The 23,293-nt window shown below is 66.4% G+C and carries 22 protein-coding genes; 9 read left to right on the top strand and 13 right to left on the bottom strand.

Annotated elements, in window-relative coordinates:
- Positions 1-115: 115 nt before the first annotated feature.
- The 3 genes from CHB64_RS04515 to cysS are packed head-to-tail and all read right to left on the bottom strand — an operon-like array spanning position 116 to position 3,070.
- Positions 116-661: an iron-sulfur cluster assembly scaffold protein gene (locus tag CHB64_RS04515; protein WP_234993307.1), complete on the bottom strand. Its 546-nt coding sequence runs from the start codon at positions 659-661 to the stop codon at positions 116-118.
- A 24-nt stretch (positions 662-685) separates the two neighbouring features.
- Complete coding sequence (locus CHB64_RS04510) at positions 686-1,696, bottom strand: TIGR00341 family protein (protein WP_089411357.1); 1,011 nt, start codon at positions 1,694-1,696, stop codon at positions 686-688.
- A 3-nt stretch (positions 1,697-1,699) separates the two neighbouring features.
- Positions 1,700-3,070, bottom strand: a complete 1,371-nt coding sequence (cysS, locus tag CHB64_RS04505; RefSeq protein WP_089411356.1) for a cysteine--tRNA ligase — start codon at positions 3,068-3,070, stop codon at positions 1,700-1,702.
- A gap of 127 nt (positions 3,071-3,197) precedes the next feature.
- Between cysS and hisI the strand changes: the two genes are divergently transcribed.
- Both hisI and CHB64_RS04495 read left to right on the top strand, forming a co-directional pair.
- A complete protein-coding gene (gene hisI / locus CHB64_RS04500) occupies positions 3,198-3,563 on the top strand; it encodes a phosphoribosyl-AMP cyclohydrolase (RefSeq protein WP_089411355.1) in 366 nt (121 codons plus the stop codon).
- Between the two features lie 104 nt (positions 3,564-3,667).
- Positions 3,668-4,306 (top strand): pyridoxamine 5'-phosphate oxidase family protein, encoded by a 639-nt coding sequence (locus tag CHB64_RS04495; RefSeq protein ID WP_089411354.1) that lies wholly within the window; start codon positions 3,668-3,670, stop codon positions 4,304-4,306.
- On the opposite strand, the gene CHB64_RS04490 is transcribed toward CHB64_RS04495, so the two are convergent.
- Entirely contained in the window at positions 4,303-5,001 is a 699-nt protein-coding gene (locus tag CHB64_RS04490) for a DUF2270 domain-containing protein (protein WP_200815215.1), read from the bottom strand. The two genes, CHB64_RS04495 and CHB64_RS04490, sit on opposite strands and share 4 nt — an antisense overlap.
- A 130-nt stretch (positions 5,002-5,131) precedes the next feature.
- Between CHB64_RS04490 and CHB64_RS04485 the strand changes: the two genes are divergently transcribed.
- Entirely contained in the window at positions 5,132-6,532 is a 1,401-nt protein-coding gene (locus tag CHB64_RS04485; protein WP_089411353.1) for an MATE family efflux transporter, read from the top strand.
- 1 nt (position 6,533) lies between these two features.
- On the opposite strand, the gene CHB64_RS04480 is transcribed toward CHB64_RS04485, so the two are convergent.
- The 3 genes from CHB64_RS04480 to CHB64_RS04470 all read right to left on the bottom strand — a co-directional run bounded on the left by CHB64_RS04480 (position 6,534) and on the right by CHB64_RS04470 (position 8,836).
- Positions 6,534-7,607 (bottom strand): quinone-dependent dihydroorotate dehydrogenase, encoded by a 1,074-nt coding sequence (locus tag CHB64_RS04480; protein WP_089411352.1) that lies wholly within the window; start codon positions 7,605-7,607, stop codon positions 6,534-6,536.
- Positions 7,604-7,972 (bottom strand): DUF952 domain-containing protein, encoded by a 369-nt coding sequence (locus CHB64_RS04475; RefSeq protein WP_089411351.1) that lies wholly within the window; start codon positions 7,970-7,972, stop codon positions 7,604-7,606. Before CHB64_RS04475 ends, CHB64_RS04480 begins: the two co-directional genes overlap by 4 nt.
- Positions 7,973-8,068: 96 nt before the next feature.
- Positions 8,069-8,836, bottom strand: a complete 768-nt coding sequence (locus CHB64_RS04470) for a tetratricopeptide repeat protein (protein ID WP_089411350.1) — start codon at positions 8,834-8,836, stop codon at positions 8,069-8,071.
- A 127-nt stretch (positions 8,837-8,963) separates the two neighbouring features.
- On the opposite strand from CHB64_RS04470, the gene CHB64_RS04465 reads away from it, so the two are divergent.
- Complete coding sequence (locus CHB64_RS04465) at positions 8,964-10,331, top strand: SLC13 family permease (protein ID WP_089411349.1); 1,368 nt, start codon at positions 8,964-8,966, stop codon at positions 10,329-10,331.
- 63 nt (positions 10,332-10,394) lie between these two features.
- Here the strand turns inward: CHB64_RS04465 and CHB64_RS04460 are convergent, their stop codons facing one another.
- Positions 10,395-10,799, bottom strand: a complete 405-nt coding sequence (locus tag CHB64_RS04460) for a nuclear transport factor 2 family protein (protein ID WP_089411348.1) — start codon at positions 10,797-10,799, stop codon at positions 10,395-10,397.
- Positions 10,800-10,815: 16 nt separating this feature from the next.
- The gene (gene gloB / locus CHB64_RS04455; RefSeq protein ID WP_089411347.1) at positions 10,816-11,583 is read right to left on the bottom strand and encodes a hydroxyacylglutathione hydrolase; all 768 of its coding nucleotides are present in this window, start codon (positions 11,581-11,583) and stop codon (positions 10,816-10,818) included.
- Positions 11,584-11,678: 95 nt separating this feature from the next.
- Between gloB and CHB64_RS04450 the strand changes: the two genes are divergently transcribed.
- The 3 genes from CHB64_RS04450 to CHB64_RS04440 are packed head-to-tail and all read left to right on the top strand — an operon-like array spanning position 11,679 to position 14,516.
- A complete protein-coding gene (locus CHB64_RS04450; RefSeq protein ID WP_089411346.1) occupies positions 11,679-12,428 on the top strand; it encodes a class I SAM-dependent methyltransferase in 750 nt (249 codons plus the stop codon).
- A gap of 58 nt (positions 12,429-12,486) precedes the next feature.
- Positions 12,487-13,578 carry a histidinol-phosphate transaminase gene (gene hisC / locus CHB64_RS04445; protein WP_089411345.1) on the top strand — a complete coding sequence of 364 codons (1,092 nt, stop codon included), beginning with the start codon at positions 12,487-12,489 and terminating at the stop codon, positions 13,576-13,578.
- Positions 13,575-14,516, top strand: a complete 942-nt coding sequence (locus CHB64_RS04440) for a prephenate/arogenate dehydrogenase family protein (RefSeq protein WP_089411344.1) — start codon at positions 13,575-13,577, stop codon at positions 14,514-14,516. The genes hisC and CHB64_RS04440 overlap by 4 nt, the downstream gene beginning before the upstream one ends.
- A 28-nt stretch (positions 14,517-14,544) precedes the next feature.
- Here the strand turns inward: CHB64_RS04440 and CHB64_RS04435 are convergent, their stop codons facing one another.
- The 3 genes from CHB64_RS04435 to CHB64_RS04425 form a co-directional block, all read right to left on the bottom strand.
- A complete protein-coding gene (locus tag CHB64_RS04435; RefSeq protein ID WP_089411343.1) occupies positions 14,545-16,038 on the bottom strand; it encodes a SpoVR family protein in 1,494 nt (497 codons plus the stop codon).
- A gap of 109 nt (positions 16,039-16,147) precedes the next feature.
- Positions 16,148-17,470, bottom strand: a complete 1,323-nt coding sequence (locus tag CHB64_RS04430; RefSeq protein ID WP_089411342.1) for a YeaH/YhbH family protein — start codon at positions 17,468-17,470, stop codon at positions 16,148-16,150.
- 85 nt (positions 17,471-17,555) lie between these two features.
- Positions 17,556-19,508 carry a PrkA family serine protein kinase gene (locus tag CHB64_RS04425; protein ID WP_089411341.1) on the bottom strand — a complete coding sequence of 651 codons (1,953 nt, stop codon included), beginning with the start codon at positions 19,506-19,508 and terminating at the stop codon, positions 17,556-17,558.
- A gap of 879 nt (positions 19,509-20,387) precedes the next feature.
- Between CHB64_RS04425 and CHB64_RS04415 the strand changes: the two genes are divergently transcribed.
- Positions 20,388-21,032, top strand: coding sequence for a peroxiredoxin (locus tag CHB64_RS04415; RefSeq protein WP_089411339.1), 645 nt, complete (start codon positions 20,388-20,390; stop codon positions 21,030-21,032).
- Between the two features lie 63 nt (positions 21,033-21,095).
- Here CHB64_RS04415 and CHB64_RS04410 read toward each other — a convergent pair whose 3' ends face one another.
- Positions 21,096-22,682, bottom strand: a complete 1,587-nt coding sequence (locus tag CHB64_RS04410; RefSeq protein WP_089411338.1) for a lysine--tRNA ligase — start codon at positions 22,680-22,682, stop codon at positions 21,096-21,098.
- 115 nt (positions 22,683-22,797) lie between these two features.
- Here CHB64_RS04410 and CHB64_RS04405 point away from each other — a divergent pair, with 115 nt between their 5' ends.
- Entirely contained in the window at positions 22,798-23,235 is a 438-nt protein-coding gene (locus tag CHB64_RS04405; RefSeq protein ID WP_089411337.1) for a tellurite resistance TerB family protein, read from the top strand.
- Positions 23,236-23,293 lie beyond the last annotated feature (58 nt).

Raw genomic sequence — 23,293 nt, 5'->3', positions numbered from 1 at the left:
ACCGTCAGTGCAGGGGAGAACGTAATTTCTCGTTTTAGGATGGCAAGCGCGCCCAGTGCGACTTTTCGGCATTTTCACCCCGAAGTGATGGGCCGGACGCAAGCGTGACGAATTTTTAATGCGCGCCCGCGACGGGCGGCGCGGCGGCGGATTTTGCCGCTTCGATCTGATCGAGACAGGCCGCCACGGCCTCGAAGACGAGCATGGTCGAGGCGTGACGCTGTGGATAATCGCGGATCGCCTGCAGGGCTTCGAGCGCGGCCCAGCGGTCGCCGGCCGGCGGCGGCCCGTTCTGCTTGAGCATGGCGCGCATCTCCTCGCGCAGGCGGTAAAGCTCTTCCGGCGTCGCGCCGATGATGTTGCGCGCCACGATCGAGGCCGCCGCCTGGCCCATGGCGCAGGCGCGCGCCTCCATCCCGAAATCGGCGACCCGTCCGTCCGCGAGGATAAGATCGACCTCGATCTCGGAGCCGCACACGCGGCTGACCTTGCGGACCGAAGCGTCGGGCCGCTCAAGGCGGCGCGCGGGCGGAATGGCCGCGGCGGCTTCGAGAATCCGGTCGCTGTAAAGCGCGCTGATCATGGGGCTCATATAGGCTGGCGGACGGCGGGCGGCCAGAACCATGAAGATCATCTTGAAGATCAGCGGCGAGCGGCGCATGGCGGGCGGCGCGCCGCCTCGGGTTCAGTCCCTCAGCGACAGGTCGGGCAGCACTTCCGTCGGCGAAAAGACGATGATCGCCGCGGCCGCCGCCAGCATCGCGATCAGCACCACGAAATTGACGCGCACGGCGTTCTGCGCGGACTTTTGCTCGAACCATTTGCGCGGGCGCACGCCCTTATAGGCGTAGACCGCCTGCGCGGCGAGCATGATGCAGGTCACGTTCACCATCAGCAACAAAAGCGCCCGCCCGGCGAGCACGGCCTCGCCTGCGCCCAGAAACAGTCCGACGGCGGCGGCCGGCGGCAGGAGCGCCACGGCCACCATGACGCCGACGAGGGCGCTCGAGACGCCCGTCGCGATCGACAGCGCCGCCGCCGCCCCGGCCGCAAGCGCCAGCGCGATCGAGTCGAGTCCGACGACGGTGCGGCTCATCAGCTCGCGGCTTTCGAGATTGATCGGCATGACGAAGCTGATCGCGGCCGCGGCGAGAAGCCCGGTCGAAAGGCCGATGACGGCGTTGCGCGCCGAGCGCAGGATCAACTTGAAGTCGCCCAGGGCCGATCCGAAGGAAAAGGCGAGAATGGGCCCCAGAAGCGGGGCGATCACCATCGCGCCGATGACGGCGGGAATATTGTCCGCATTAAGACCGATCGCCGCGACGATGGCGGAGGCGAGCGTGAGAATGAAGAAATCCGCGCTCAGCGCGGCGCCGCCCGCGACGTCTTCGTAGATCTCCTCGCGCAGGGCGACGCGGCGGCGGCGCTCGCGGTCCTCTTCCTTTTCCTCATCGAGCGCGGGCGCGGTCGCCTCGACCGGCAGCACCAGAATGCGCCAGCCCTCATCGGCCTCGCAGATCGACTGCAGCCGGTCGACGAAGCCCTGAATGTCGCTCTTGCCGAAGAAGGCTTTCAGAAGCCTGCGGCCTTCGTCGTCCGCCTCGAACAGGCGCCAGTAGACCGGCTCGGCTTCCTCTATCGCTTCGCGCACCCGTTCGGCGCATTTTTCGCTGAAAGTGGCTTCGATAAGGCGCATGGGTCACTCCCGCCGCCAGGTCGTCCCCTTCGGGCCGTCCTCGATGACGATCCCCCGCGCGGCGAGATCGTCGCGGATGCGATCGGCGGTCGCGAAATCGCGGCGTTTGCGGGCTTCCGCGCGCTCGGCGATACGCGCCTCGATTTCCTCCGCAGACGGACCGTCTCCCGGCGCGCTCCTGAACCAGTCCGCCGGGTCGGCGGCGAAAAAACCCATCAGCGCGCCGGCCCCTCTAAGCGCAGCGAGCGCGCGCGCTTTTTCCTCACCCTGCGCCTGCGCGGCGGCGTCGCGCAGGGCGTGCAGGCGCGCCGCCGCTTCGGGCATGTTGAGGTCGTCGTCGAGGGCGGCGACGACCTCGGCGGGCGGCGCTGCCGGCGCGACGTCGGGCGCTTCCGCGAGCGCGCGATAGAACCGGTCGAGCTGGCGCTTCGACTGCTCGAGCAGCGCGTCGCTCCAGTCGAGCGGCTGGCGGTAATGGGCCGACAGCAGGGCCCAGCGCAAGACCTCGCCATGCCAGCGCTTCAGAAGATCGCGCGGCAGCACGACGTTGCCCAGCGACTTCGCCATCTTCTCCGTCCCCATGCGGAGAAAACCGTTATGCGCCCAGTAGCGCGCGAGCGGCGCGCCGCGATGGACGCAGGCCGACTGCGCGATTTCGTTCTCATGGTGCGGAAAGCGCAGGTCCTGCCCGCCGCCGTGAATGTCGATGGTCTCGCCCAGCGCTTTTTCGATCATGGCCGAACATTCGAGATGCCATCCCGGCCGGCCGCGCCCCCAGGGGCTGTCCCAACCCGGCTCGCCCTCCTTCGACGGCTTCCACAACACGAAGTCGGCGGGATTTTCCTTGTACGGCGCGACCTCGACGCGGGCGCCGGCGATCATCTCGTCCCGGTCGACGCCGGACAGCCGGCCATAGTCCCCGAAACGGTCGACGGCGAAGAGCACGTGCCCCTCGGCCGCATAGGCGAAGCCTTCGGCGAGGAGGCGCTCGACGAACGCGATCATCTCCGCGATATGCGCCGTCGCCGCCGGCTCCAGCGTCGGCGCGAGCACGTTGAGCTTCGCCGTCTCCTCGCGATAGATCGCGGCGTATTTCGCGGTGATCGCGTCGATGGGCTCGCCGGTCTCCTGCGCGGCTCGGATGATCTTGTCGTCGATGTCGGTGATATTGCGCGCATAGACGACGGCGTTCGTCCCGTAATGATGGCGCAGCACGCGAAACAGAAGATCGAAGACGACCGCCGCCCGGAAATTGCCGATATGGGCGTGGCTGTAGACCGTCGGCCCGCACACATACATGGTCACCCGCCGCGGATTGGCGGGAATGAATTCGCGCTTCTCGCGCGCCATCGTGTCGTAAAGAACGAGAGCCATGCCGGTTTTGCTAGGCGAGGCCGGGGGCGGGCGCAAGCGAGGTTGCAGATTGCAGCGCCTGGTTGTAGGGAGAATGCGGCGATCGCTCCCGGCGCCGCAATCCGCAGCTTGCGATCCGCAACCTCGCATGACCGACTCCCCCGAAGAAGCTCGCGTGCTGCGCCCGAAATTCGGCCCGGACGGGCTCATCGCCGCGGCGGCGACCGACGCCGCGACCGGCCGGCTTCTGATGATCGCCTGGATGAACGAGGAGGCGCTGCGGCTGACCCTGGAGACCGGCGAGGCCCATTACTGGTCGCGCTCGCGCCGGGCGTTGTGGCGCAAGGGCGAGACTTCCGGCCATCGCCAGAAGGTCGTCGAGATCCGCATCGACTGCGATCAGGACGCCGTGGAGCTCGTCGTCGAGCAGACCGGCCCAGCCTGCCACACGGGGCGGCGGTCGTGTTTCTACCGCGTCGTCGGCAGGGATCGGAACCTTTCTTTCCGGGAATAGGCCGCGCCGCTCGCGCGCGTGTGACGCCGCTTGACCGCATCGTCCGTTGACGGTTTCGCGGGCGCGCCGCAGGTCTCCTGGATCGATCCGGAGCGGAGGACGTCATGACGCGCGCCTATTACGACATCGCTTTCACCGACGCCGTCCTCGCCAAACAGCGGGAGATGGGCTCGGCCGATTCCTATGCGAAGCGTCTCCGGCCGGACGCGCCGGCGCAGGATGCGCTCGGGGAAGCGGAGGGCGCCTTCATCGCTGAACGCGACGGCTTTTATCAGGCGACGACGTCTGAAACCGGCTGGCCTTACGTGCAGTTTCGCGGCGGCCCTCCCGGCTTCGTTCAGGTTCTCGACGCGAAGACGCTCGCCTATGCCGACTTTCGCGGCAACCGGCAGTATCTGTCCGTCGGCAATCTGTCGAAGAACGACCGTATCGCGCTGTTTTTCATGGACTACGCCAATCGACGGCGGCTGAAGGTCTTCGGGCGCGCCCGCGTGATCGAGGCCGAAGACGATCCCGCCCTCGTCGCCCGCCTGTCTGCGCCTGGCTATCGCGCAAAGCCCGAACGCGCCGTCGTCATCGCCGTGGCCGGGTTCGACTGGAACTGCCCGCAGCACATTCCTCAACGCTTCACCATCGAAGAGCTTCAATCCGCGCTGGCGCCGCTGCGCGAGGAGATGGAGGCTCTGAAGGCTGAAAACGCCGCGCTGAAAAAGGCGCTCGCCGCTGCAAGAAGGGGCGCCTAACCCATCCCGCTCACGCCTTCGCGCGCTCCGTGGGCGCGCTTGTCGAGAATGCGCGTGTAAATCGCCAGCCAGATCCAGGCGCCGTGCAGGATGACGAGCGCGGCGAGCACCGCTTCGCCGGAAATGGGGCCCGCCGCCATGCGCGCGAAGAACTCCTGCGCGCTCGAAAGCGGCGTCGGATGGACGATCACCTTGCCGAAATAGGCGACCGCCTGAAAGCTCAGTATCCACATGTAATTGCGTCTGAGCCGCCGGCCCACGGCCCGCCAGAAGCCGATATGATATTGCGGGGTCAGATAATCCCGGGCCAGAACGTCCTGCCACTCGCCGGGGTCGGGCCGGTGCGAGCGCAACAGCAGCGGCGCGTAGAAATTCGTCTCGATCCAGCGGCAGCGCGCCCGCCAGACGTTGAAATAGCGATAGCGCCGCGATTCCAGAATGAGGAACATGACGATCAGGATGCCGACGAGCAGCAGCGGCAGGGCCGAGGTCAACGGGTCGGCATAGCTCACCGACAGCGCGATGCCGAGGGTCACCACCGACCAGTTGGTGGTGGCGTCGAGCCGCGTGCGCCACATGGTCGAGCGATAGACCTCGCCGCGATAAAGATGCGCCAGCGCCCCGATCTCGGCGTTGTCGAACTCGTTGCCGGTGCCGCCCGGCGGCGTTTTCCACTTTCGCCAGTCTTCCGCCACGGGCCGATCATCGGCGAAGTCAGGCGCGGCTGGCAAGGCGCGTGAAGGCGATAATCCGGCGGTCGACGAATGGCGCGGACCCGGCTATGCCCGGCGCGATCGCCCTGCGCCGCGTCTTCATCCGCCGATCATGAGCCCCGAGCCGCCCTCTCCTTTTGCGACGTCGCCTCGTCCGGCGCCCGCCCGGCCCGCCGTCAGCTACGGCGAGATCCTGCGCCTCGCCTGGCCGGCGTCGCTGGCCGCTTCGGCCACGCCCCTGCTTGGAGTCGTCGACGTATGGGCGCTCGCCCGCTCCGACAGGCCGCTCGACATCGCCGCGGTCGGACTCGGCGCGGTCATTTTCTCTCTCGCCTACTGGACCTTCGGCTTCATCCGCATGAGCACGGCCGGCCTCGCCGCCCAGGCCGCCGGCGCCGAGGACGAAGCGGAGACCCGCGCCGCGCTCTATCGCGGAGCGACGCTGGGGGCGGCCATCGGGCTCGCGCTCGTCGTGTTGCAGCTTCCCCTGGGCGCGGGCGCTTTCGCCGCGCTCGCTTTCGAGTCGCAGGCGAGCGCGGCGACCCTCGAGGCGGCGCGGAGCTATTTCGACATCCGCATCTGGGGCGCGCCTTTCGCGCTTGCGACCTACGCCGCGCTCGGCTGGTTCTCGGGCCGGGGGCGCACCGACTGTCTCATGGCCGTCAGCCTGACGATGACCGGGCTCAACGCCGCGCTCGATTACTGGTTCGCGGTCGGTCTCGGCTGGGGCGCGCGGGGCGTCGCGGCGGGAACCCTGATCGCGGAGATTGCGGGATTCCTCCTGGCGGCCGGCTTCGCCGCGCGCATGATGGCGCGGCGTGGCGGCCTGCGCCTGCCGGCGGGCGCGGGAACCTTGTTCAGCATCGGGAAGATCCGCCGCACCGTCGCCGTCAACCGCGACATTTTTCTGCGCACGGTCCTGCTCGCCTTCTCCTTCGCGTGGTTCGTGCAGCGCGGCGGCGCTTTCGGCGACGCAACGCTGGCGGCGAACCAGACGCTGTTGCAGCTCTTCCTTTTCACCGGCCTGGCGCTCGACGGAACCGCCATCGCGGCCGAGGCCCTGGTCGGCCAGGCGATCGGCGCGCGCGACCGCGCGGCGGGTCTTGAGCGCTACCGCACCGCCGTGCGGCGCACCTTCGTCGTCGCAGGCTGCATCGCCGTCGCCTTCGCCGCCGCCTACGGCCTGTTCGGCGAGGCGATCATCGCGTTCCTGACGCCCGAAGGCGCGATTCGCGAGGCGGCGTCGCGCTATCTGCCCTGGGTCGCGGCGAGCCCGCTCGTCGTCGTCATCGGCTTTCAGCTCGACGGCGTCTTCGTCGGCGCAACGAGGGCGCGCGAGATGCGCGACAGCATGTTTCTCGCCGCGCCGGCTTTCATCCTGTCTTCGCTATGGCTCGCCGCACATTTCGGCAATCACGGGCTCTGGGCCGCGTTCACCGCCTATTTCCTCATTCGCGCCGCGACCCTGGGCCTTTACATGCCGCGCATCGCGCGCAGCTTCGCCGCCGCTTGACTCAGCGCGCGTCCGCGCCGACAGCCTCGCGCAGACGGGCGAAGCCGTCCGCAGCGAGATAACCCGGCAGTTCCCTCAGAATGCGGCGAACCAGCCCCGGCCCTTCATAAACGAGCGCGGTATAGAGCTGTATGAGCGAAGCGCCGGCGAGAATTTTCCGATATGCGTCCCGGGCGGAGAAAATCCCGCCGACGCCGATGAGAGGAACGGCGTCGCCGAGCGTCTGACGAAATTCCCGCAGAAGCGCGGTCGAAGGCCCGAAAAGAGGCGCGCCGGAAAGCCCGCCCGCCTCGCGCGCGCGAGGGCTTTTGAGGGCCTCGGGCCGGGCGATCGTCGTATTCGATACGATGAGTCCGTCGACCCCATAAGCACGCGCGCAGTCGGCTATGTCGGCCTTGTCCGCGTCCGTCAGATCGGGCGCGACTTTGAGAAACACCGGGGCGGGCGTCCTGAGGGCGTCGCGCGCGGCGAGCGTCTGGGCGAGCAGGCGCGCAAGCGCCGTCTTGCCCTGCAGCGCGCGCAGCCCCGGCGTGTTCGGCGAGGAGACGTTGACCGTGTAGAAATCGACGAGCCCCTCAAGGCGCTTTACGCCTTCGACGTAATCCCCGGCGCGGTCTTCGCTGTCCTTGTTGACGCCGAGATTGACGCCGACGACGCCGCGCCTCGGGCCGCGTCGCGCCCGGGCGGCGAGCCTTGCAGCGACCGCCTCCAGGCCGTCATTGTTGAAGCCGTAACGATTGACGACCGCCAGATCCTCCGTGAGCCGAAAGACGCGCGGGCGCGGGTTGCCCGGCTGCGGGCGCGGCGTCACAGCGCCGACCTCGACGAAGCCGAAGCCGAGATCGAGCATCGCGTCGGCCGCTTCGGCGTTCTTGTCGAATCCGGCGGCGAGTCCGAGCGGGTTCGAGAAACGCAGGCCCGCCACGCTGGTCTCAAGACGCGGATCGGCCGGAATATCGGGGCGCGGACCGAAGCCGGCGGCAAGCGCTCGCACGGTGAGCCGATGCGCGGTTTCGGGATCGAGAAGGCGCAGCGCCCGCGCGGCCGCGTCGGCGAGAAAGACGGGCGGCCTCACCGGCCGCTCCCTTCGTCGGCGAAGCGGAAGCCGCCTTCGGCGTCGCGCGCGAGCCGGCGCACGCGACGCACTGCGGCGACTGGCAGCGGGCCGTATAGATGAGGGAACTTTTCGCCGCGCTTCGGCGCGAGCTCCCAGCGCAATGGATGGGCGAGCCGGTCCGCGTCGACTTCAAGCGCCAAGAGGTTCTCTACATGGGCGTAATGACGTCGCGCGGTCTCCAGCGCCTGCGCTTCGGTCGAAAGATGCAGGAAGCCGTCGCGCCGATCGTCGGCGTTCCACGGAACCTCGCCGGAGTCCTGCGCGGTTGCCCAGTCTTCGGCGGCGATAAGGCGATAGAGAACGGTCGAAGCGGTCTCAGTCATGCCGCCTCGCTAAACCGCTGCGCGCGCGGCGGCAACCGGCGGGAGTAGCTAGGGATCAGGGATTAGAAAAAGGAACCGCGTCATCCCTGATCCTCTCTACGGCTGCGCATCGAGAAAGGCCGCTTCGGCGTCCGGCCCGACGGCGACGGCTTCGGAAAGCAAGCGGGCGCGCGCCTGCACGCCCGCATCGAACGCCGTTTGCGGGCGCCCCTCCATGGCCGCCGCGAGCGCTTCGAGCGCCGCGGGGCGCCATTCCGGCCGACCGCTCGCCAGCAGACGCAACGCGCACTCATAGGCGATGGCGATGTTGTCAGGCTCCAGCGCGCGGGCTTTCATGAATTCGCGAAACCCCTCCTCCGGATCAGCGCCGTAAACCGAGCCGCCGCCGCGCCGCGCCGTTTCAAGCCGCCAGGCGGCCGAAGTCGACCACGCCCACGGATTATCCGGGTCGAGCGCCAGCGCCCGGTCTATATGCCGGCGCGCCCGCCCGGGCAGCCCCAGAAAGAAGGCGCGCACCGGCGCCATGTTCGCGCCGCGCAAGGCGAGGCTGATTCCCGCCTGCAGATGGGCCTCGACATTGTCGGGATCGGCTTCGAGCGCCGCCTCGGCGTGATCGAGCGCGCGGCCGGCTAGCCGGCGGGCGCCTTTGCGATCTTCGTCGAAGTAGCCCGCGGCGTTGAGGGCGCGCGCGGCGAGCACGAGGTTGTCGGTCCCGCCGGCCGCGACCGCGCGCTTCGCCGCCGCCTCATAAGCGCCGGCGCGATAAAGCGCGTAAGCCTCGTCGTCAGGCGCGGCCTCAACAGCGCCCGAAGTCGCCGCAACAAGAAAGCAAACGCCGCAGGCGATCGCGCGAAACGCGTCCATGATCCCTCCCCTCGCCCCGTCGCCCTGAAAACGAATCGTAGCCGTCTTCGCCGCCGCAGCCAGTCAGAATCCCGTGAAGTCCTGTCAATATGGACTCGGGCGCCCAATCGCTTCTTACTGGCGCGCTATGAAGTGGGGACGCCTTCTCGCCGGACTGATCTTCGCCGCGTTGGTCTGGCTGGGCGTCCACGCCGCTGGCCAGCCGGAAAAGATCGTCTGGACCGCCGCGATCACTGCCCTCACCGCCTTCTGGTGGGTGACGGAGGCCCTGCCGATCCCGGCGACCTCGCTCGTTCCCTTCGCGCTGTTTCCGATGGCCGGCGTGCTCGATCAGAGCGAGGCGGCCTCGGCGCTGGGAAGCTATGTCATCCTGCTGCTGATGGCGTCGTTCATGCTCTCCAAGGCGCTGGAGCGATCCGGCGCGCATGAACGCCTTGCGCTCTACATGATCCGGATCGTGGGCTTTTCGGGCCGGCGGGTCGTTTTCGGATTCATGATCGCCTCGGCGCTGTTGTCGATGTGGATTTCGAACACTGCGACGACCCTGATGCTGTCGACGCTCGCGCTCGCCATCCTTGCGCGAACCGACGACGCAAGGCTCGCCGCGCCGCTGCTGCTGGGCATCGCCTATGCGGCCTCGCTCGGCGGGACCGGCACGCTGATCGGCACGCCGCCCAATCTCATCTTCGCAGACGCCTATCTCAAGGCGACCGGAGAGGAATTTCTGTTCGCGCGATGGATGGGGATCGGCATCCCCGTCGTCGCGCTGGGCGTGCCGGCGATGGCCTTGTGGCTGACGCGCAGCATGGGCGGCGTCAAAGCGCCGGCGCTACGCGAGCCGGGTCCCTGGCGAAAGGAGGAAGTGCGCACGCTGATCGTCTTCGCCGTCGCCATCCTGGCCTGGATCACCCGTTCGGCGCCCTTCGGCGGCTGGGCTGGATTGTTCGGAATCGAGGCGGCCGGCGATTCCACGGTGGCGACGCTCGCCGTCGTCGCCATGTTTCTCGTCCCGAACGGGCGCGGCGGCGCGCTGCTCGACTGGAAAAGCGCAAGCGACATTCCCTGGGGAATGCTGCTTCTGTTCGCCGGCGGCATCTGCATCGCCGCGGCCTTCCGCGCGAGCGGGCTGGACGCGGTGATCGGCGAGGGACTTCAGGGCCTTTCCGGCGCGCCGGTTTTCTTCATGATCCTCGGCCTGTGCCTGTCGGTGACGTTTCTGACCGAGATCACCTCGAACACGGCGACGGCGAACCTTCTTATGCCGCTGCTCGCAGCGGTGGCGGCGGGAACCGGCCTCGCGCCGGAGCTTTTGATGATTCCGGCGGCGATATCGGCGTCCTGCGCCTTCATGCTCCCTGTAGCGACCGCGCCCAACGCCATCGTCTACGCTACGGGGCGGGTTCCCATCGCGCGCATGGCGCGCGAAGGCGTCGCGCTCAATTTCATCGTCGCCCTCGTGGTCGCGAGCGTGTGTTGGACGATGCTGGGGCGTTGAAGCTCAGGCGCCCTCCGCCAACGAACCTAAGCGAAGGCCGCGGTCGCATCGGAAAAAGCTCTCTCAGGCCGCCTCCGCTGCGCGCGCGGCCTGCAAGGTGTCCGTATATTGCTGGAAGCCGACCGCCTTTCCGCCATTCAACCGCCATACATGCGTGAACTGAGCGTCGAGCTTCGCGCCCGTCTTCTTGTAAGTCCCGCGATAGCGGCCCAGCGCGACCACGACCTCCCCGGCATCGAGAAGCTCCTCCGCATCTGCAGAGAATCCGTCCCACTCCTCGCCCAGCCGCTTGAATACGCCCTTCAGCACCGCGTCAGGCCCCCTGTAGGGATTACCGTCCGCGTAGAGAAAATTCTCCGCTTCGTTCCAAACGATATCAGGACTCATCGCCCCGAGAACGGCCGGGATGTCGCCTTGCGCGAAGGCGCGATAGATACGCCGCACAACTTCCAGGTTTTCGCCTGCCATAACGCCTTCCTTTCACTCAGAATCTGTCCTTTCGCTTGCGGACCTCCGCGAATACGGCGACCGGGTCGGCGCCGGTCATGCCGAGAACGGCCTGAAGCTTCTCATCGCGCGCGCGCAGAAACGGATTGGTCGCGCGTTCGAGCGCCACGGTCGTCGGCACGGTCGGCAGCCCCTGCGCGCGCAGCCGGTCGACCGCGGCGGCGCGCTCGGCGAGCGCCCTGTTGTGCGGGTCGACCGTAAGCGCGAAGCGCGCGTTCGCCTGGGTGTACTCATGGGCGCAGTAAAGGCGCGTGTCTTCAGGCCAAGCGGCGATCTTCGAGAGCGAGTCCCACATCTGCGCCGGCGTTCCCTCGAACAGCCGCCCGCAGCCGATCGCGAAAATGGCGTCGCCGACGAAGGCCGCGCCGTCGTCCTCGAAATGATAGACGATGTGGCCGAGCGTGTGGCCCGGCGTGTCGTAGACCCGCGCCTTCGAGGCGCCGAGCGAGACAATGTCGCCCTCGCCGACCATGCGGTCGAGGCCCGGAATCTTCGCCGCTTCGGCCCGCGGGCCGATAATCTCGCAGCCCCATTTCTCCTTGAGCGCAAGATTGCCGCCCGCATGGTCGGGATGCCAATGGGTGTTGAGGATATGGGTGAGCCGCCAGCCCTCCTTCTCCAGCGCGGCGTTAATGGCGGCCGGGTCGGGCGTGTCGACCGCGGCGACGGCGCCGGTCTCCGCGTCCCGCGCGAGATAGCCGTAATTGTCCGAAAGGCAGGGAAACTGGCGGATTTCAATCGGCATCGATGCGGTTTCAGGTTTCGGGTTTGCGGTATTAGAGAACAGCGCGAAATTTCCTGCGCGCCCTGACGCCTAAAACCTAACACCGTAACCCCTTCATGCGCACCGACATTCTCGACCTGCACCGCTTCTATGAGAGCCCGCTCGGCGCGGCGGCGCGGGATTTCATCGCGGCGCGGCTCGCCGAGGCCTGGGGCGAGGCGGCGCGCCTGCGCGTGGCGGGCTTCGGCTATGCGAGTCCCTTTCTGAGCGCGTTCGACGCGGCCGAGCGCGTGCTGCATCTGGCGCCCGACGCGCAGGGCGCGATGCGCTGGCCGGCGGACGGGCGAAACCTGACCGCCCTCGTCGACGAGGCGTTCTGGCCGCTGCCGGACGTATCCATCGACCGGCTGCTGATCGTTCACGGGCTCGAAGAAGCCTCGGCGCCGCGCCGGCTGATGCGCGAGGCCTGGCGCGTGCTCGCCAATGGCGGGCGGGTCATCATCGTGGCGGCCCACCGCCGGGGGCTGTGGTCGATGGTTGAGACGACGCCTTTCGCCGCCGGCCGACCCTGGCTCAAGCGCCAGCTCGACGCGTTGCTCGCCGAGACCATGTTCCGCCCGCTCGCCTGGAGCGGCGCGCTCTACTTTCCGCCCTATGGCGCGCGGTTCCTTCTGCGGGCGGCGGCCGCATGGGAGCGAGCGGGCTCGCGCCTGTGGCCGGGGCTCAGCGGGGTGCTGATGGTCGAGGCCGCCAAGGAGCTCCTGGCGCCGGTCGGCCAGGTCCAGCGCGCCCGCCGCCTTGTCGCCGGACCGTTGCGGCCCCGACCCGCCCAGCCCGCCGCCTCGCGCGCGAAAGGCGCGCCTTGAAGCGCGCCGCGCCGCGCGGCTATACCCACGCGGTTTGCTTGACGGAAAGACGCATCTTATGGTCGCGCCGACGCCGCGCCCCGGCATTCTCGACATCGCGCCTTACGTTCCGGGCGGCGCGCATGCGCCGGGCGCGGGAAAAGTCTACAAGCTATCCTCGAACGAGTCCGCGTTGGGCCCCTCGCCCCGGGCCGTCGAGGCCTATAAGGCGGCGGCCGGGGCGCTCCATGAATATCCCGACGGCGCGGCGGGCGGCCTGCGCGCGGCCATCGGCGCGGCCTATAGCCTCGACCCGGCGCGGATCGTGTGCGGGGCGGGATCGGACGAGCTTCTCCAGCTTCTCGCGCGCGCCTATCTCGGGCCGGGCGACAGCGCCGTGCAGACGCAACACGGCTTTCTCGTCTACGCCATCGCGACGAAGGCCTGCGGGGCGGAAATCCGCTTCGCGCCGGAGCCGGCGCTCGTCGCAGACGTCGACGCGATCCTCGCGGCGGTGGACGAGTCGACCCGCATCGTCTTTCTCGCCAATCCGAACAACCCGACGGGAACCTATATCGCCGCGAGCGAGGTGCGCCGTCTGCGCGAGGCCCTGCGCGAGGACGTGCTGCTCGTCCTCGACGCAGCCTATGCGGAGTATATGGACGCGCCCGATTACGAGCCCGGCGCGGCGCTTGTCGACGAGGGCGACAATGTCGTCATGACGCGGACCTTTTCCAAGATCTACGGGCTCGCGAGCCTGCGCCTCGGCTGGGCCTATTGTCCGCCGGCGGTCGCCGACATTCTCAACCGCATTCGCGGACCGTTTAACGTCAGCGCGCCGGCGCTCGCGGCCGGCGCGGCGGCGGTCGCCGACAAGGCGTTCATTCGCCGCAATCGCGAGCACAACCGGCGCGAGCGCGACTGGCTCGCCCAGCAGCTCGGCGGGCTGGGCCTTTACTTCCAGCCGAGCGTCGCGAACTTCATCCTCGTGCGGTTCCCTGACGAGCCCGGCAGGACCGCAAAGGAAGTCGCCGCGCGCCTCAAGGCCGGCGGCGTGATCGCGCGCGAAATGGACGCCTACGGACTGCCGGACCGATTGCGGGTCTCCATCGGCCCCGCCGAGGCCAACCGCCGGTTCATCGCGCTTCTGTCGGAGATTTTCGCCCCATGACCGAGACGAGCGACGCCCTGAAATTCCGCCGCGCGGCCGTGATCGGGATCGGCCTCATCGGCGCGTCGCTCGCCCATGCGATGCGCGCCGGCGGCCTCGCCGAGCGCATCGCCGGCTTCGATCTCGACGCGGATGTCCGCGCGCGCGCCCTCTCTCTCGGCGTCGTCGACGAGACGGCGGAGAGCTTCGCCGAGGCCGTCAAGGGCGCCGATCTCGTCATTCTTTCGACGCCCGTGGGCGCGATCGACTCGCTGTGCGCGGAGGCGCACGCCCATGCCGAAAACGGCGCTCTCGTCGTCGACACCGGCTCGGTGAAAGGCGCGGTCGCCGAAGCTGCGCGCCGGGTGCGGCGGGAGGTTCTTTTCGTGCCCTGCCACCCGGTGGCGGGCACCGAGCAGTCCGGACCGGAAGCGGGCTTCGCGACGCTTTTCCGCCAGCGCTGGTGCATTCTCACCCCGCTCGATCGCACGGACGAGGCCTATCGCGCGGCGGTCGAAAAGGCTGCGGCGCTGTGGCGCGCCGTCGGCTCGCATGTGGAGGTCATGGACGCGGCGCATCACGATCTCGCGCTCGCGATCACGAGTCATCTGCCCCACCTCATCGCCTTCACCCTGGTCGGCGCGGCCGACGATCTCGAGTCGGTGGCCGAGGCCGAGATCGTCAAATACTCCGCAGGCGGCTTTCGCGACTTCACCCGCATCGCCGCCTCCGACCCGATCATGTGGCGCGACGTCTTCCTCCACAATCGCGAGGCGGTTCTGGAAGTGCTGGGCCGCTTCACCGAAGAGCTCGCGCTGCTCCAGCGGGCCATCCGCTGGGGCGACGGCGAGACTCTGAAGAAGGTCTTCACCCGCGGGCGCGCGATCCGGCGCGCCATCGTCGCGGCCGGCCAGGAGACCGACGCGCCGAATTTCGGCCGGGACAAGAAGGACGCATAGCGCGTCTGGAAGGCAGGCCTTGCGACGCCTACGCCTCTTCTTCCTCAAGCTTCACCGGGAAGCCCCAGAGGTTGTGGACGTGCCACAGGACGTCGTCGCGCGTCTTGGGATCGAGCTTGCGGCCGGCGTGCATCGTGTGCTTCAGGGTCAGCATGCGGTCGCCGTCGAGATCGGCGGAGACGACCTGAATGTTCGGCTCGTGCATGCCGAGATCGTACTGCGCGGCGAGGCGCGCGCGCAGCGCCCGGAAGCCGGACTCGTCGTGGATCGCCGAGACCTCCACATGGGTGTCTTCAGCGTCGTCCTCGACGGCGAAAAGCCGCATCTTCCGCATCACGTTGGGCGAGAGATATTGCAGAATGAAGCTTTCGTCGCGAAACTCCGCCCACGCTGTTTTTAGCGCCGAGCGCCAGTCCTTCGACCCGGCGATCTCGGGGAACCACTCGAGATCCTCTTCGGTCGGCTCCTCGCAGATGCGCCTGATGTCCTGCATCATGGAGAAGCCGAGCGCATACGGATTGATGCCGGAATAGCGCGGATCGTCGAATTCGGGCTGGAACACGACGGCCGAATGGGAGTGGAGAAACTCCATCATCGCGCCCTCGCCGATAAGGCCGCGATCGTAGAGCGCGTTCATGATGTAATGATGGACGAAGCTCGCGCAGCCTTCATTCATCACCTTGGTCTGCTTCTGGGGATAGAAATACTGCGCGATGTTGCGCACGATGCGCACCAGCTCGCGCTGCCAGGGCTTGAGAACCGGGCTCGCCTTCTCGATGAAATAGAGAAGATTCTCCTCCGGAAGCTTGATGTTCCGGACCTCCTGCTGGCGCTCTTCCTTGTCGTCTTCCGGCTCGTCCGTATTCGGCAGGGTGCGCCAGATGTCGTTGAAGGTCTTCTGCTCGTAGTCGGCGCGCGCGGCGGCTTTCGCCAGCTTGTCCGCCTCGGAAAGGCGCGGCGGACGGGCGTATCGGAAAACGCCCTGATCCATCAGCGCATGGGCGGAGTCGAGGATCGTCTCCACTTCGGCGGGGCCGTATTCGTCTTCGCATTTCGCGACGTACTTCTTGGCGAAGTCGAGATAGGAGAGAATGCCTTCTGCATCTGTCCACTGACGAAACAGATAATTGTTCTTGAAGAAGTGGTTGTGCCCGAAGCAGGCGTGCGCCATGACGAGCGTCTGCATCGTCATGGTGTTCTCCTCCATGAGATAGGAGATGCAGGGGCTCGAATTGATGACGATCTCGTAGGCGAGCCCCTGATAACCTTTCTGGTAGCGAATCTGGTCGCGCGCGAAGCGCTTGCCGAACGACCAGTGCTTGTACATCAACGGCATGCCGTGGCTCGAATAGGCGTCGAGCATCTGTTCCGACGAGATGATCTCGATCTGGTTCGGATAGACGTCGAGGCCGAGGTCGCCCAGCGCAATGTCCTCGATCGCGTCATAGGTCCGCTTCAGCCGATCGAAATCCCAGTCGGAGTCGGCGAAAAGAAGCCCAGGGTTGCGGGTCTCGACGCTCATGCGCCCCTCCCGGTCCGCATGCGCCAGGAACGGACTCTTCTCCGCCGACCGGGGCGGAGCCCCATCGCCGGGCGAGATCCGCCGGGGAGTCTTATGATCCGAATCGCGCTCACGCCGCCTCCCTCGAGTCCTTCGAGAACAGCTCGCGGAACACGGGGAAGATGTCCTGCGGGCGCGCGATGCGGGTCTGCGCGAAGTTGGGCCATTTCGGCGCGAAGGTGCGATAGGCCCGCCACAGCTCGGCGCCGGAATCGGCGTCGGAGAAGACCTCGAGCTCGCGCTCGTCTAGGATCTCGATATAGGCGTAATACTGGGAGATCGGCATGACGTCCTGGTCGAGTATCTCGACGCAGCGCTGGGCGTCGCCCGATTGCGTGAACCCGTCGGAGGCTTGCGCCACATAGATGTTCCACTCGCTCGCGGGGAAGCGTTCCTTCTGCACTTCCAGCATTTTTTCGAGCGCAGTCGACACCACGGTGCCGCCCGACTGGCGCGAATAGAAGAAAGTCTCCTCGTCCACCTCCTCGGCGTGGTGGGTGTGCCGGATGAACACCACCTCCACCCGCTCGTAGCGGCGCTTCAGGAACAGATAGAGCAGCATGTAGAAGCGTTTGGCGAGATCCTTCTCGCGCTCGCCCATGCTCCCGGAGACGTCCATCAGGCAGAACATGACGGCCGCAGTCGTCTCCACCGGCGTCGGCTCGAAGGCGTTGTAGCGCACGTCGAGCGGGTCGATGAACGGCGCCCAGCGGCGGCGGCGCTCCATTTCTTCAAGCTTCGCGATCAGCGCCTTTTTCTCGGCGATCTCTTCCTCGCTCGGGTCGAAGACGCGCTCGAGCTCGAACAGACGTTCCTTGAGCGCGTTCACCTCGCGCGTCGTGGGCCGCTTGAGGGCGAGCCGGCGGCCATGCGCGTTCCGCATGGTGCGGATGAGATTGAGATTGTTGGGCGAGCCGGCGACGGTGAAGCCGGCGCGCCGGTACGCGGTCGATCGGATCTCCTTGAGCGAGCGCTTGACGAGATTGGGCAGCTCCAGGTCCTCGAAGAAGATGTCGAGGAACTCCTCCTGCGTGAGCGTGAACTGGAATTCGTCCTCGCTGTCGCCGGAATCGGCGGCGTCCTTGCCGCGGCCCTTGCCGCCGCCCTTGGGCGGCTTCTTGATGCGGTCGCCGGTCGTGAACTCCTTGTTGCCGGGATGGACGATCTCGCGGCGGCCGGTCTCCGGGTCGAGACGAAAGCGCGGCTCGGCGGTCGATTTCGCGGGAATGGAGATTTTCTCGCCGCGATCGAGATCCGAGACCGAGCGGTCGCGCAGCGATTTCTGCACCGCCTCCTTGATCTGCGCGCGCGCGCGGCGCAGGAAGCGCTGGCGGTTGCCGAGCGACTTGCCTTTCGGATTCTTGCGCCGGTCGATGAAGTGGAACTTGTTCATAGGTTGCAGGCCGCAGTTCGCAGGTTGCAGAGATCGAAGACGCTGCACATAGCCTGCCCCTTGCAATCCGCGCTCTGCAACCTCCTTAGCCCGCCTTGTTCACGCGCATGTACCATTCGACGAGCCGGCGGACCTGACGCGGAGTGTAACCGCGCTCGACCATGCGCGAGACGAAATTCTCGTGCTTCTTCTCGGTCTCGGAGTCCTTCTTGGAGTCGAAGGAGATGACGGGCAGCAGGTCCTCGACCTGGCTGAACATGCGCTTTTCGATGACGTTGCGCAGCTTCTCGTAGGAGGTCCAGGCGGGGTTCCGGCCCTGATTGGCCGCCCGCGCGCGCAGGGTGAACTTCACGACCTCGTTGCGGAAGTCCTTCGGATTGGCGATGCCCGCCGGCTTTTCGATTTTCGACAGCTCCTGATCGAGCGTGGCGCGGTCGAGAAGCTGGCCCGTGTCCGGGTCCTTGTAGTCCTGGTCCTCGATCCAGGCGTCCGCATAGGCGATATACCGGTCGAAGAGATTCTGGCCGTATTCAGCGTAGCTTTCGAGATAGGCCTTCTGGATCTCCTTGCCGATGAATTCGGCGTAGCGGGCCGACAGCTCCGACTTGATGAAGTCGAGATATTTCTTCTCTTCCTCCTCGGGAAACTGCTCGCGCTTGATCGCCTGCTCGAGCACGTACATCATGTGCACCGGGTCGGCGGCGACCTCCTCGGTGTCGAAATTGAAGGTCTCGGAGAGCACCTTATAGGCGAAGCGGGTCGAGACGCCGTCCATGCCTTCGTCGATGCCGGCCGCGTCGCGATATTCCTGCAGCGATTTCGCCTTGGGATCGGTGTCCTTCAGCTTCTCGCCGTCATAAACCCGCAGCTTCGAGTAGAGCGTCGAGTTCTCGTGCTCCTTGAGGCGCGTGAGCACCGAGAAGCGCGCAAGCAGGTCGAGCGTCTCCGGCGCGCAGGGCGCGCTTGCGAGTTCGGAATTGCGCAGCAGCTTCTCGTAGATCTGGCGCTCCTCGGTGACCCGCAGGCAGTAAGGCACCTTGATGACGCAGATTCGGTCGAGGAAAGCCTCGTTGTTCTTGTTGTTGCGGAAGAGCTGCCATTCGGCCTCGTTCGAATGCGCCAGGATGACGCCCTGGAACGGAATGGGCCCGAGCGACTCGGTGCCGATATAGTTGCCTTCCTGGGTTGCGGTCAGCAGCGGGTGCAGCACCTTGATCGGCGCCTTGAACATCTCGACGAATTCGAGAAGCCCCTGGTTCGCCCGGCACAGCCCGCCCGAATAGGAATAGGCGTCGGGATCGGACTGGCTGAAATGCTCAAGCTTGCGGATGTCGACCTTGCCGGTGAGCGCCGAAATGTCCTGGTTGTTCTCGTCGCCCGGCTCGGTCTTGCAGATGGCGATCTGGCGCAGCTTCGAGGGGAACAGGCGCACCACCTCGAATTTCGAGATGTCGCCGCCGAACTCGTCGAGGCGCTTGACCGCCCACGGGCTCATCACGCCCTCAAGCCGGCGCCGGTCGACGCCGTATTTGTCCTCGAGCAGCGATTTGAGCTCCTCGGACTGGAACAGGCCGAGCGGGCTTTCGAAGACCGGCGAAATTTCGTCGCCCGCCTTGAGCACGTAGATCGGATTGAGCTCCATCAGCTCCTTCAGGCGTTCGGCGAGCGAGGACTTGCCGCCGCCGACCGGCCCGAGCAGATACAGGATCTGGCGCTTTTCCTCGAGGCCCTGAGCGGCGTGGCGAAAGTAGGACACGATCCGCTCGATCGTGTCCTCCATGCCGTAGAAGCCCTCAAACGCCTTGTAGCGGCGGATGGTGCGATTGAAGAAGATGCGCGACAGGCGCGGGTCCTTCGAGGTGTCCACGAGCTCCGGTTCGCCGATGGCGGCGATCATCCGCTCTGCCGGGGTCGCGTACATCATCGGATCGTCGCGCGCCGCGAGCAGATAGTCGCGCAGGCTCATGGCCTCCTGCTTCACGCGGGTGTAGCTCTCCGAAAAGAGATCGAACACGTCGAGATTTTCACCACCGGTCATTTGCGCTCACTCACCTCGTTTGAAGAGCCGGCCGGCCTTCCGGCCGGAACCGTTCTTCGTTTCGTCGCCGCCATGCGCCGCGCTGATGGCGCGGGCGCGCCAAGTCCGAAAAGTCAAAGCGCGCGCGACCTGCCGGCCAGCGCGCGCCCCCTTCGTCTCTTCTCCGGCCCGCGCCCCCAAGGCGGCGGAGCCGAAATCCCATATTCCGATCTTCTGCGTCGCCCTCACGGGTGTTCTGGCGTCCTGCGCGGCGGAAGCCGGCATACCCATGATGTGGTCTCGCCGCGCCAAGACGCAAGGCCCTTCCCGCATTCGTCGCGGCCCCGTGTCCGTCCAGTGATCCACGCTACGCGTCATCGAAACCCTGCGGCTGTTTCAGCGTCGCAATCGCTCCCGTGCGTCGTCTCCCGCTGTCTTCGGACCGGTTTCCCGCCGGTCTCTCCGCCGCCTTCCCCCTCGCCCCGCCCGCCTCGCCGGGCGGGCGCTTCCAAGGTTAACGGATGGGCTCTTAATATTCCGTCACTCGCGGGATATTGTAACAACAATAAGGCGGCGTTGCGACAGGCCCTTTGCGCCGTATGCGGCCCATCGCGCAAATGCGGCCCCTAAGCGGCTGATTGCGCGCCGGTTTCGCCTCGATGAAAAATTTCGCGCCGCAGGCTCGCGCAGGCGTGAAAGGTCTCGTGGGAAGGCGCGGCGCGCACGTCCGCGCTTTCCGGCTGATTCGAAACGCCGCGCGGGCGCCTCCCCTAAGGCCGCGTCGGCGCGCGCAAGCGCTAAAGCCCTTTAGGCCGCGAGAAGGACATACTATGTTGCCGGCGTGCAACGAACAGCCAGGCGCGGCCGCGCGGGCTGCGCGCCATCTCGGGAGAAACCCTCATGACTCTGCTGCTTGGACAGACCGTCCCTGACTTCACCCAAGACTCGACCCACGGCCCGATCCGCTTTCATGAATGGATCGGCGACAAGTGGGCGGTGCTTTTCAGCCATCCGAAGGACTTCACGCCGGTGTGCACGACCGAGCTCGGCGAGGTCGCGAAACTCCAGGAAGAGTGGGAGAAACGCAACGTCAAGGTGATCGCGCTTTCCGTGGATTCGGTCGAAGATCACAAGAAATGGATCGCCGACATTGAGGAAACCCAGAAGGCCGACATCTGGTATCCGATCCTCGGCGACCCGGACATGAAGGTCTCGAAGCTCTACGGCATGATCCACCCGGACGCGGCGGCGAACATCACCGTGCGCGCGGTGTTCGTGATCGACCCGAACAAGAAGCTGAGGCTCACCATCACCTATCCGCCCTCGACGGGACGGGACTTCCGCGAGATCCTGCGGGCGATCGACAGTCTTCAGCTTACGGATAATTACAAGGTGGCGACGCCGGTCAACTGGAAGGATGGCGACGATTGCATCATCGTGCCGAGTCTGACTGACAAGGCGGAAATGGAAAAGCTCTTTCCGAAGGGCTGGAAGGAGATCAAGCCTTATCTGCGCGTGACGCCGCAGCCGAACAGACAAGGTTAAGGCGGCAGGTCGCCGGACGCTTATCCAGGCGCGGCGCAACCTGCGCCCTGCCTGCTGTAACCTCTAGCGCGCCAGCGCCTCGTCGATCAGCTTCGCGGTGTTCGCCGTGCCGTAAATGCGGACGAACGGGCCCATGCGCGGGCCTTCCGGCTGGCCGAACAGGACCTCGTAAAGGCCCTTGAACCAGTCGCGGATGTTCTTCTCGAAGCCGTTCGCCTTGCCGGCGTCGAAGGCCGCAGTGTGATAGACCTCTTCCTCGGCGCCTTCGCCGATCTCCTTGAGGCGCGCCGACAGAGCGGCAAGAGCCGCGCGCTCCTGTTCGCTCGGCGCACGGTAAAGCTTTTTCGGCTTGACGAAATCCTCGTAATAGCGCGCCGCGTAGCCGATGAGCTTTTCCGCCGCCGCCAGCGCTTCGGGGCTGGCGTTCGGCCGGTATTTGGCGACGAAGCCGCGCAAAATTTCAGGATCGCCCGTTCCCGTCGCGTTGACGAGATTGAGCAGGAGCGCAAAGGAGACAGGCGATATATCCGTAGGCGGATCGCCTTCGTGAATGTGCCAGACCGGATTGTCGAGCGCGGCCGCCCCTTCCTGGGAAGGGTACTTCTGCAGCCAGGTCAGATATTCGTCGGCGACCTTCGGGATGACGTCGAAATAAAGCTTCTTGGCCGCCTTGGGATTGTGGAACATGTACAGCGACAGGCTCTCCGGCGAGGCGTAGGCGAGCCATTCCTCGATGGTGATGCCGTTGCCCTTGGTCTTCGAGATCTTCTTGCCGTTCTCGTCGAGAAAGAGCTGGTAGTTGAAGCCCGCCGGCGGTTCGCCGCCGAGGGCCCTGACGATGCGCGAGGAAAGCCTGACCGACTCGGTGAGGTCTTCCCCCGCCATCTCGTAATCGACGCCCAGAGCGAACCAGCGGCCAGCCCAGTCGGCTTTCCATTGCAGCTTGGCGCGCCCGCCGGTCACCGGCGTCTTGACCTTCGTTCCGTCCTCATCCTCGAAGAGGACTTCGCCGGCCTTGGGATCGATTTCGAGCATCGGCACGTAGAGAACGCGCCCCGACGACGGCGAGATCGGCAGGATCGGCGAATAAGTCGCGCGCCGCTCCTCGCCGAGGGTCGGCAGGATGATCTCCATCACCGCGTCGTATCGCTCAAGCACGCGTATGAGCGTCTCGTCGAACTTTCCCGACCGATAGCATTCCGTGGCGGACAGGAATTCGTACTCGAAGCCGAACTGGTCGAGGAACTTCCGCAGCATCGCGTTGTTGTGATGGGCGAAACTGGAGTGCTCCGCATCAAAGGGGTCCGGGACCGAGGTGAGCGGCATCTGAAGATGCTTTTCAAGCAGCGCCTGATTGGGAAGGTGCGGGGGAACTTTCCGCATCCCGTCCATGTCGTCGGAAAAGCACACGAGCCGCGACGGCCGGCCCGTCAGCGCCTCGAAGGCGCGCCGGACCATGGTGGTGCGCGCCACTTCCCCGAAGGTGCCGATATGAGGCGGGCCCGAGGGGCCATAACCCGTTTCGAAGACGACCGGCCGGTCCGCCGGGGCCTTCATGCGCTCCAGCCGTTTGACGAGCGCGCGCGCTTCCTGAAACGGCCAGGACCTGGCGGCGGAAAGATCGGCGGGCGAAAAGGCGCGGGACGACATGAGGTTGCAGGTTGCGGGTTGCAGGTTGTAGGCTGACAGGATGGCGGCGGTCGTTCATCCCATGCGAGGCCGCTACCTACCTTTTCCACCCTCCAACCTGCAACCTGTAACTCTCATGCCAGCCGAACGCGTCGCCGAACTCACCCCCCAGGAAGCGATCATCTATCTCATGGTGATGGCGTCCGCCTCCGACGGCCGGATCACCGACCGCGAGCTGAGGACCATAGGCCGCGTGGTGCGCTCCTTTCCGCTTTTCAGCGGGTCCGACGAATCAGGCCTTGTCGAGACTGCGGAATCCTGCGGCAGGCTGATGTCGTCGGAAGGCGGACTGCACAAGGTGCTCGCCGCGGCGGCCGCGGCGCTGCCTGATCATCTCGCGGAGACCGCCTATGCCGCCGTGGTGGACGTGATCACCGCCGATGAAGGGCTCGAGCTCACCGAGATCCGCGTGCTCGAACTCGTCCGCGACGCGCTCAAGGTCGACGACGCCGGCGCGAGCGCCATCGAGCACGCCGCGCGCGCCCGGCACATGACGATCAACGGCGCGTCGTAAGAGGCGCGATCGCCTCTCGAAAAGAAAAAGAACAGGTCCGCCTGGCCGGCGTCCCGGA

It is taken from the genome of Amphiplicatus metriothermophilus, assembly GCF_900199215.1.
Taxonomy (GTDB): Bacteria; Pseudomonadota; Alphaproteobacteria; order Caulobacterales; family Parvularculaceae; genus Amphiplicatus; species Amphiplicatus metriothermophilus.
This window is presented reverse-complemented; position numbering and strand designations above follow the sequence as displayed.

What these genes read in the sequence shown, in the direction of transcription:
- CHB64_RS04515 (WP_234993307.1), bottom strand. Translation starts at nt 661, where the DNA reads ATGCGCCGCTCGCCGCTGATCTTCAAGATGATCTTCATGGTTCTGGCC.
- CHB64_RS04510 (WP_089411357.1), bottom strand. Translation starts at nt 1,696, where the DNA reads ATGCGCCTTATCGAAGCCACTTTCAGCGAAAAATGCGCCGAACGGGTG.
- cysS (WP_089411356.1), bottom strand. Translation starts at nt 3,070, where the DNA reads ATGGCTCTCGTTCTTTACGACACGATGGCGCGCGAGAAGCGCGAATTC.
- hisI (WP_089411355.1), top strand. Translation starts at nt 3,198, where the DNA reads ATGACCGACTCCCCCGAAGAAGCTCGCGTGCTGCGCCCGAAATTCGGC.
- CHB64_RS04495 (WP_089411354.1), top strand. Translation starts at nt 3,668, where the DNA reads ATGACGCGCGCCTATTACGACATCGCTTTCACCGACGCCGTCCTCGCC.
- CHB64_RS04485 (WP_089411353.1), top strand. Translation starts at nt 5,132, where the DNA reads ATGAGCCCCGAGCCGCCCTCTCCTTTTGCGACGTCGCCTCGTCCGGCG.
- CHB64_RS04475 (WP_089411351.1), bottom strand. Translation starts at nt 7,972, where the DNA reads ATGACTGAGACCGCTTCGACCGTTCTCTATCGCCTTATCGCCGCCGAA.
- CHB64_RS04470 (WP_089411350.1), bottom strand. Translation starts at nt 8,836, where the DNA reads ATGGACGCGTTTCGCGCGATCGCCTGCGGCGTTTGCTTTCTTGTTGCG.
- CHB64_RS04465 (WP_089411349.1), top strand. Translation starts at nt 8,964, where the DNA reads ATGAAGTGGGGACGCCTTCTCGCCGGACTGATCTTCGCCGCGTTGGTC.
- CHB64_RS04460 (WP_089411348.1), bottom strand. Translation starts at nt 10,799, where the DNA reads ATGGCAGGCGAAAACCTGGAAGTTGTGCGGCGTATCTATCGCGCCTTC.
- gloB (WP_089411347.1), bottom strand. Translation starts at nt 11,583, where the DNA reads ATGCCGATTGAAATCCGCCAGTTTCCCTGCCTTTCGGACAATTACGGC.
- CHB64_RS04450 (WP_089411346.1), top strand. Translation starts at nt 11,679, where the DNA reads ATGCGCACCGACATTCTCGACCTGCACCGCTTCTATGAGAGCCCGCTC.
- hisC (WP_089411345.1), top strand. Translation starts at nt 12,487, where the DNA reads ATGGTCGCGCCGACGCCGCGCCCCGGCATTCTCGACATCGCGCCTTAC.
- CHB64_RS04440 (WP_089411344.1), top strand. Translation starts at nt 13,575, where the DNA reads ATGACCGAGACGAGCGACGCCCTGAAATTCCGCCGCGCGGCCGTGATC.
- CHB64_RS04435 (WP_089411343.1), bottom strand. Translation starts at nt 16,038, where the DNA reads ATGAGCGTCGAGACCCGCAACCCTGGGCTTCTTTTCGCCGACTCCGAC.
- CHB64_RS04430 (WP_089411342.1), bottom strand. Translation starts at nt 17,470, where the DNA reads ATGAACAAGTTCCACTTCATCGACCGGCGCAAGAATCCGAAAGGCAAG.
- CHB64_RS04425 (WP_089411341.1), bottom strand. Translation starts at nt 19,508, where the DNA reads ATGACCGGTGGTGAAAATCTCGACGTGTTCGATCTCTTTTCGGAGAGC.
- CHB64_RS04415 (WP_089411339.1), top strand. Translation starts at nt 20,388, where the DNA reads ATGACTCTGCTGCTTGGACAGACCGTCCCTGACTTCACCCAAGACTCG.
- CHB64_RS04410 (WP_089411338.1), bottom strand. Translation starts at nt 22,682, where the DNA reads ATGTCGTCCCGCGCCTTTTCGCCCGCCGATCTTTCCGCCGCCAGGTCC.
- CHB64_RS04405 (WP_089411337.1), top strand. Translation starts at nt 22,798, where the DNA reads ATGCCAGCCGAACGCGTCGCCGAACTCACCCCCCAGGAAGCGATCATC.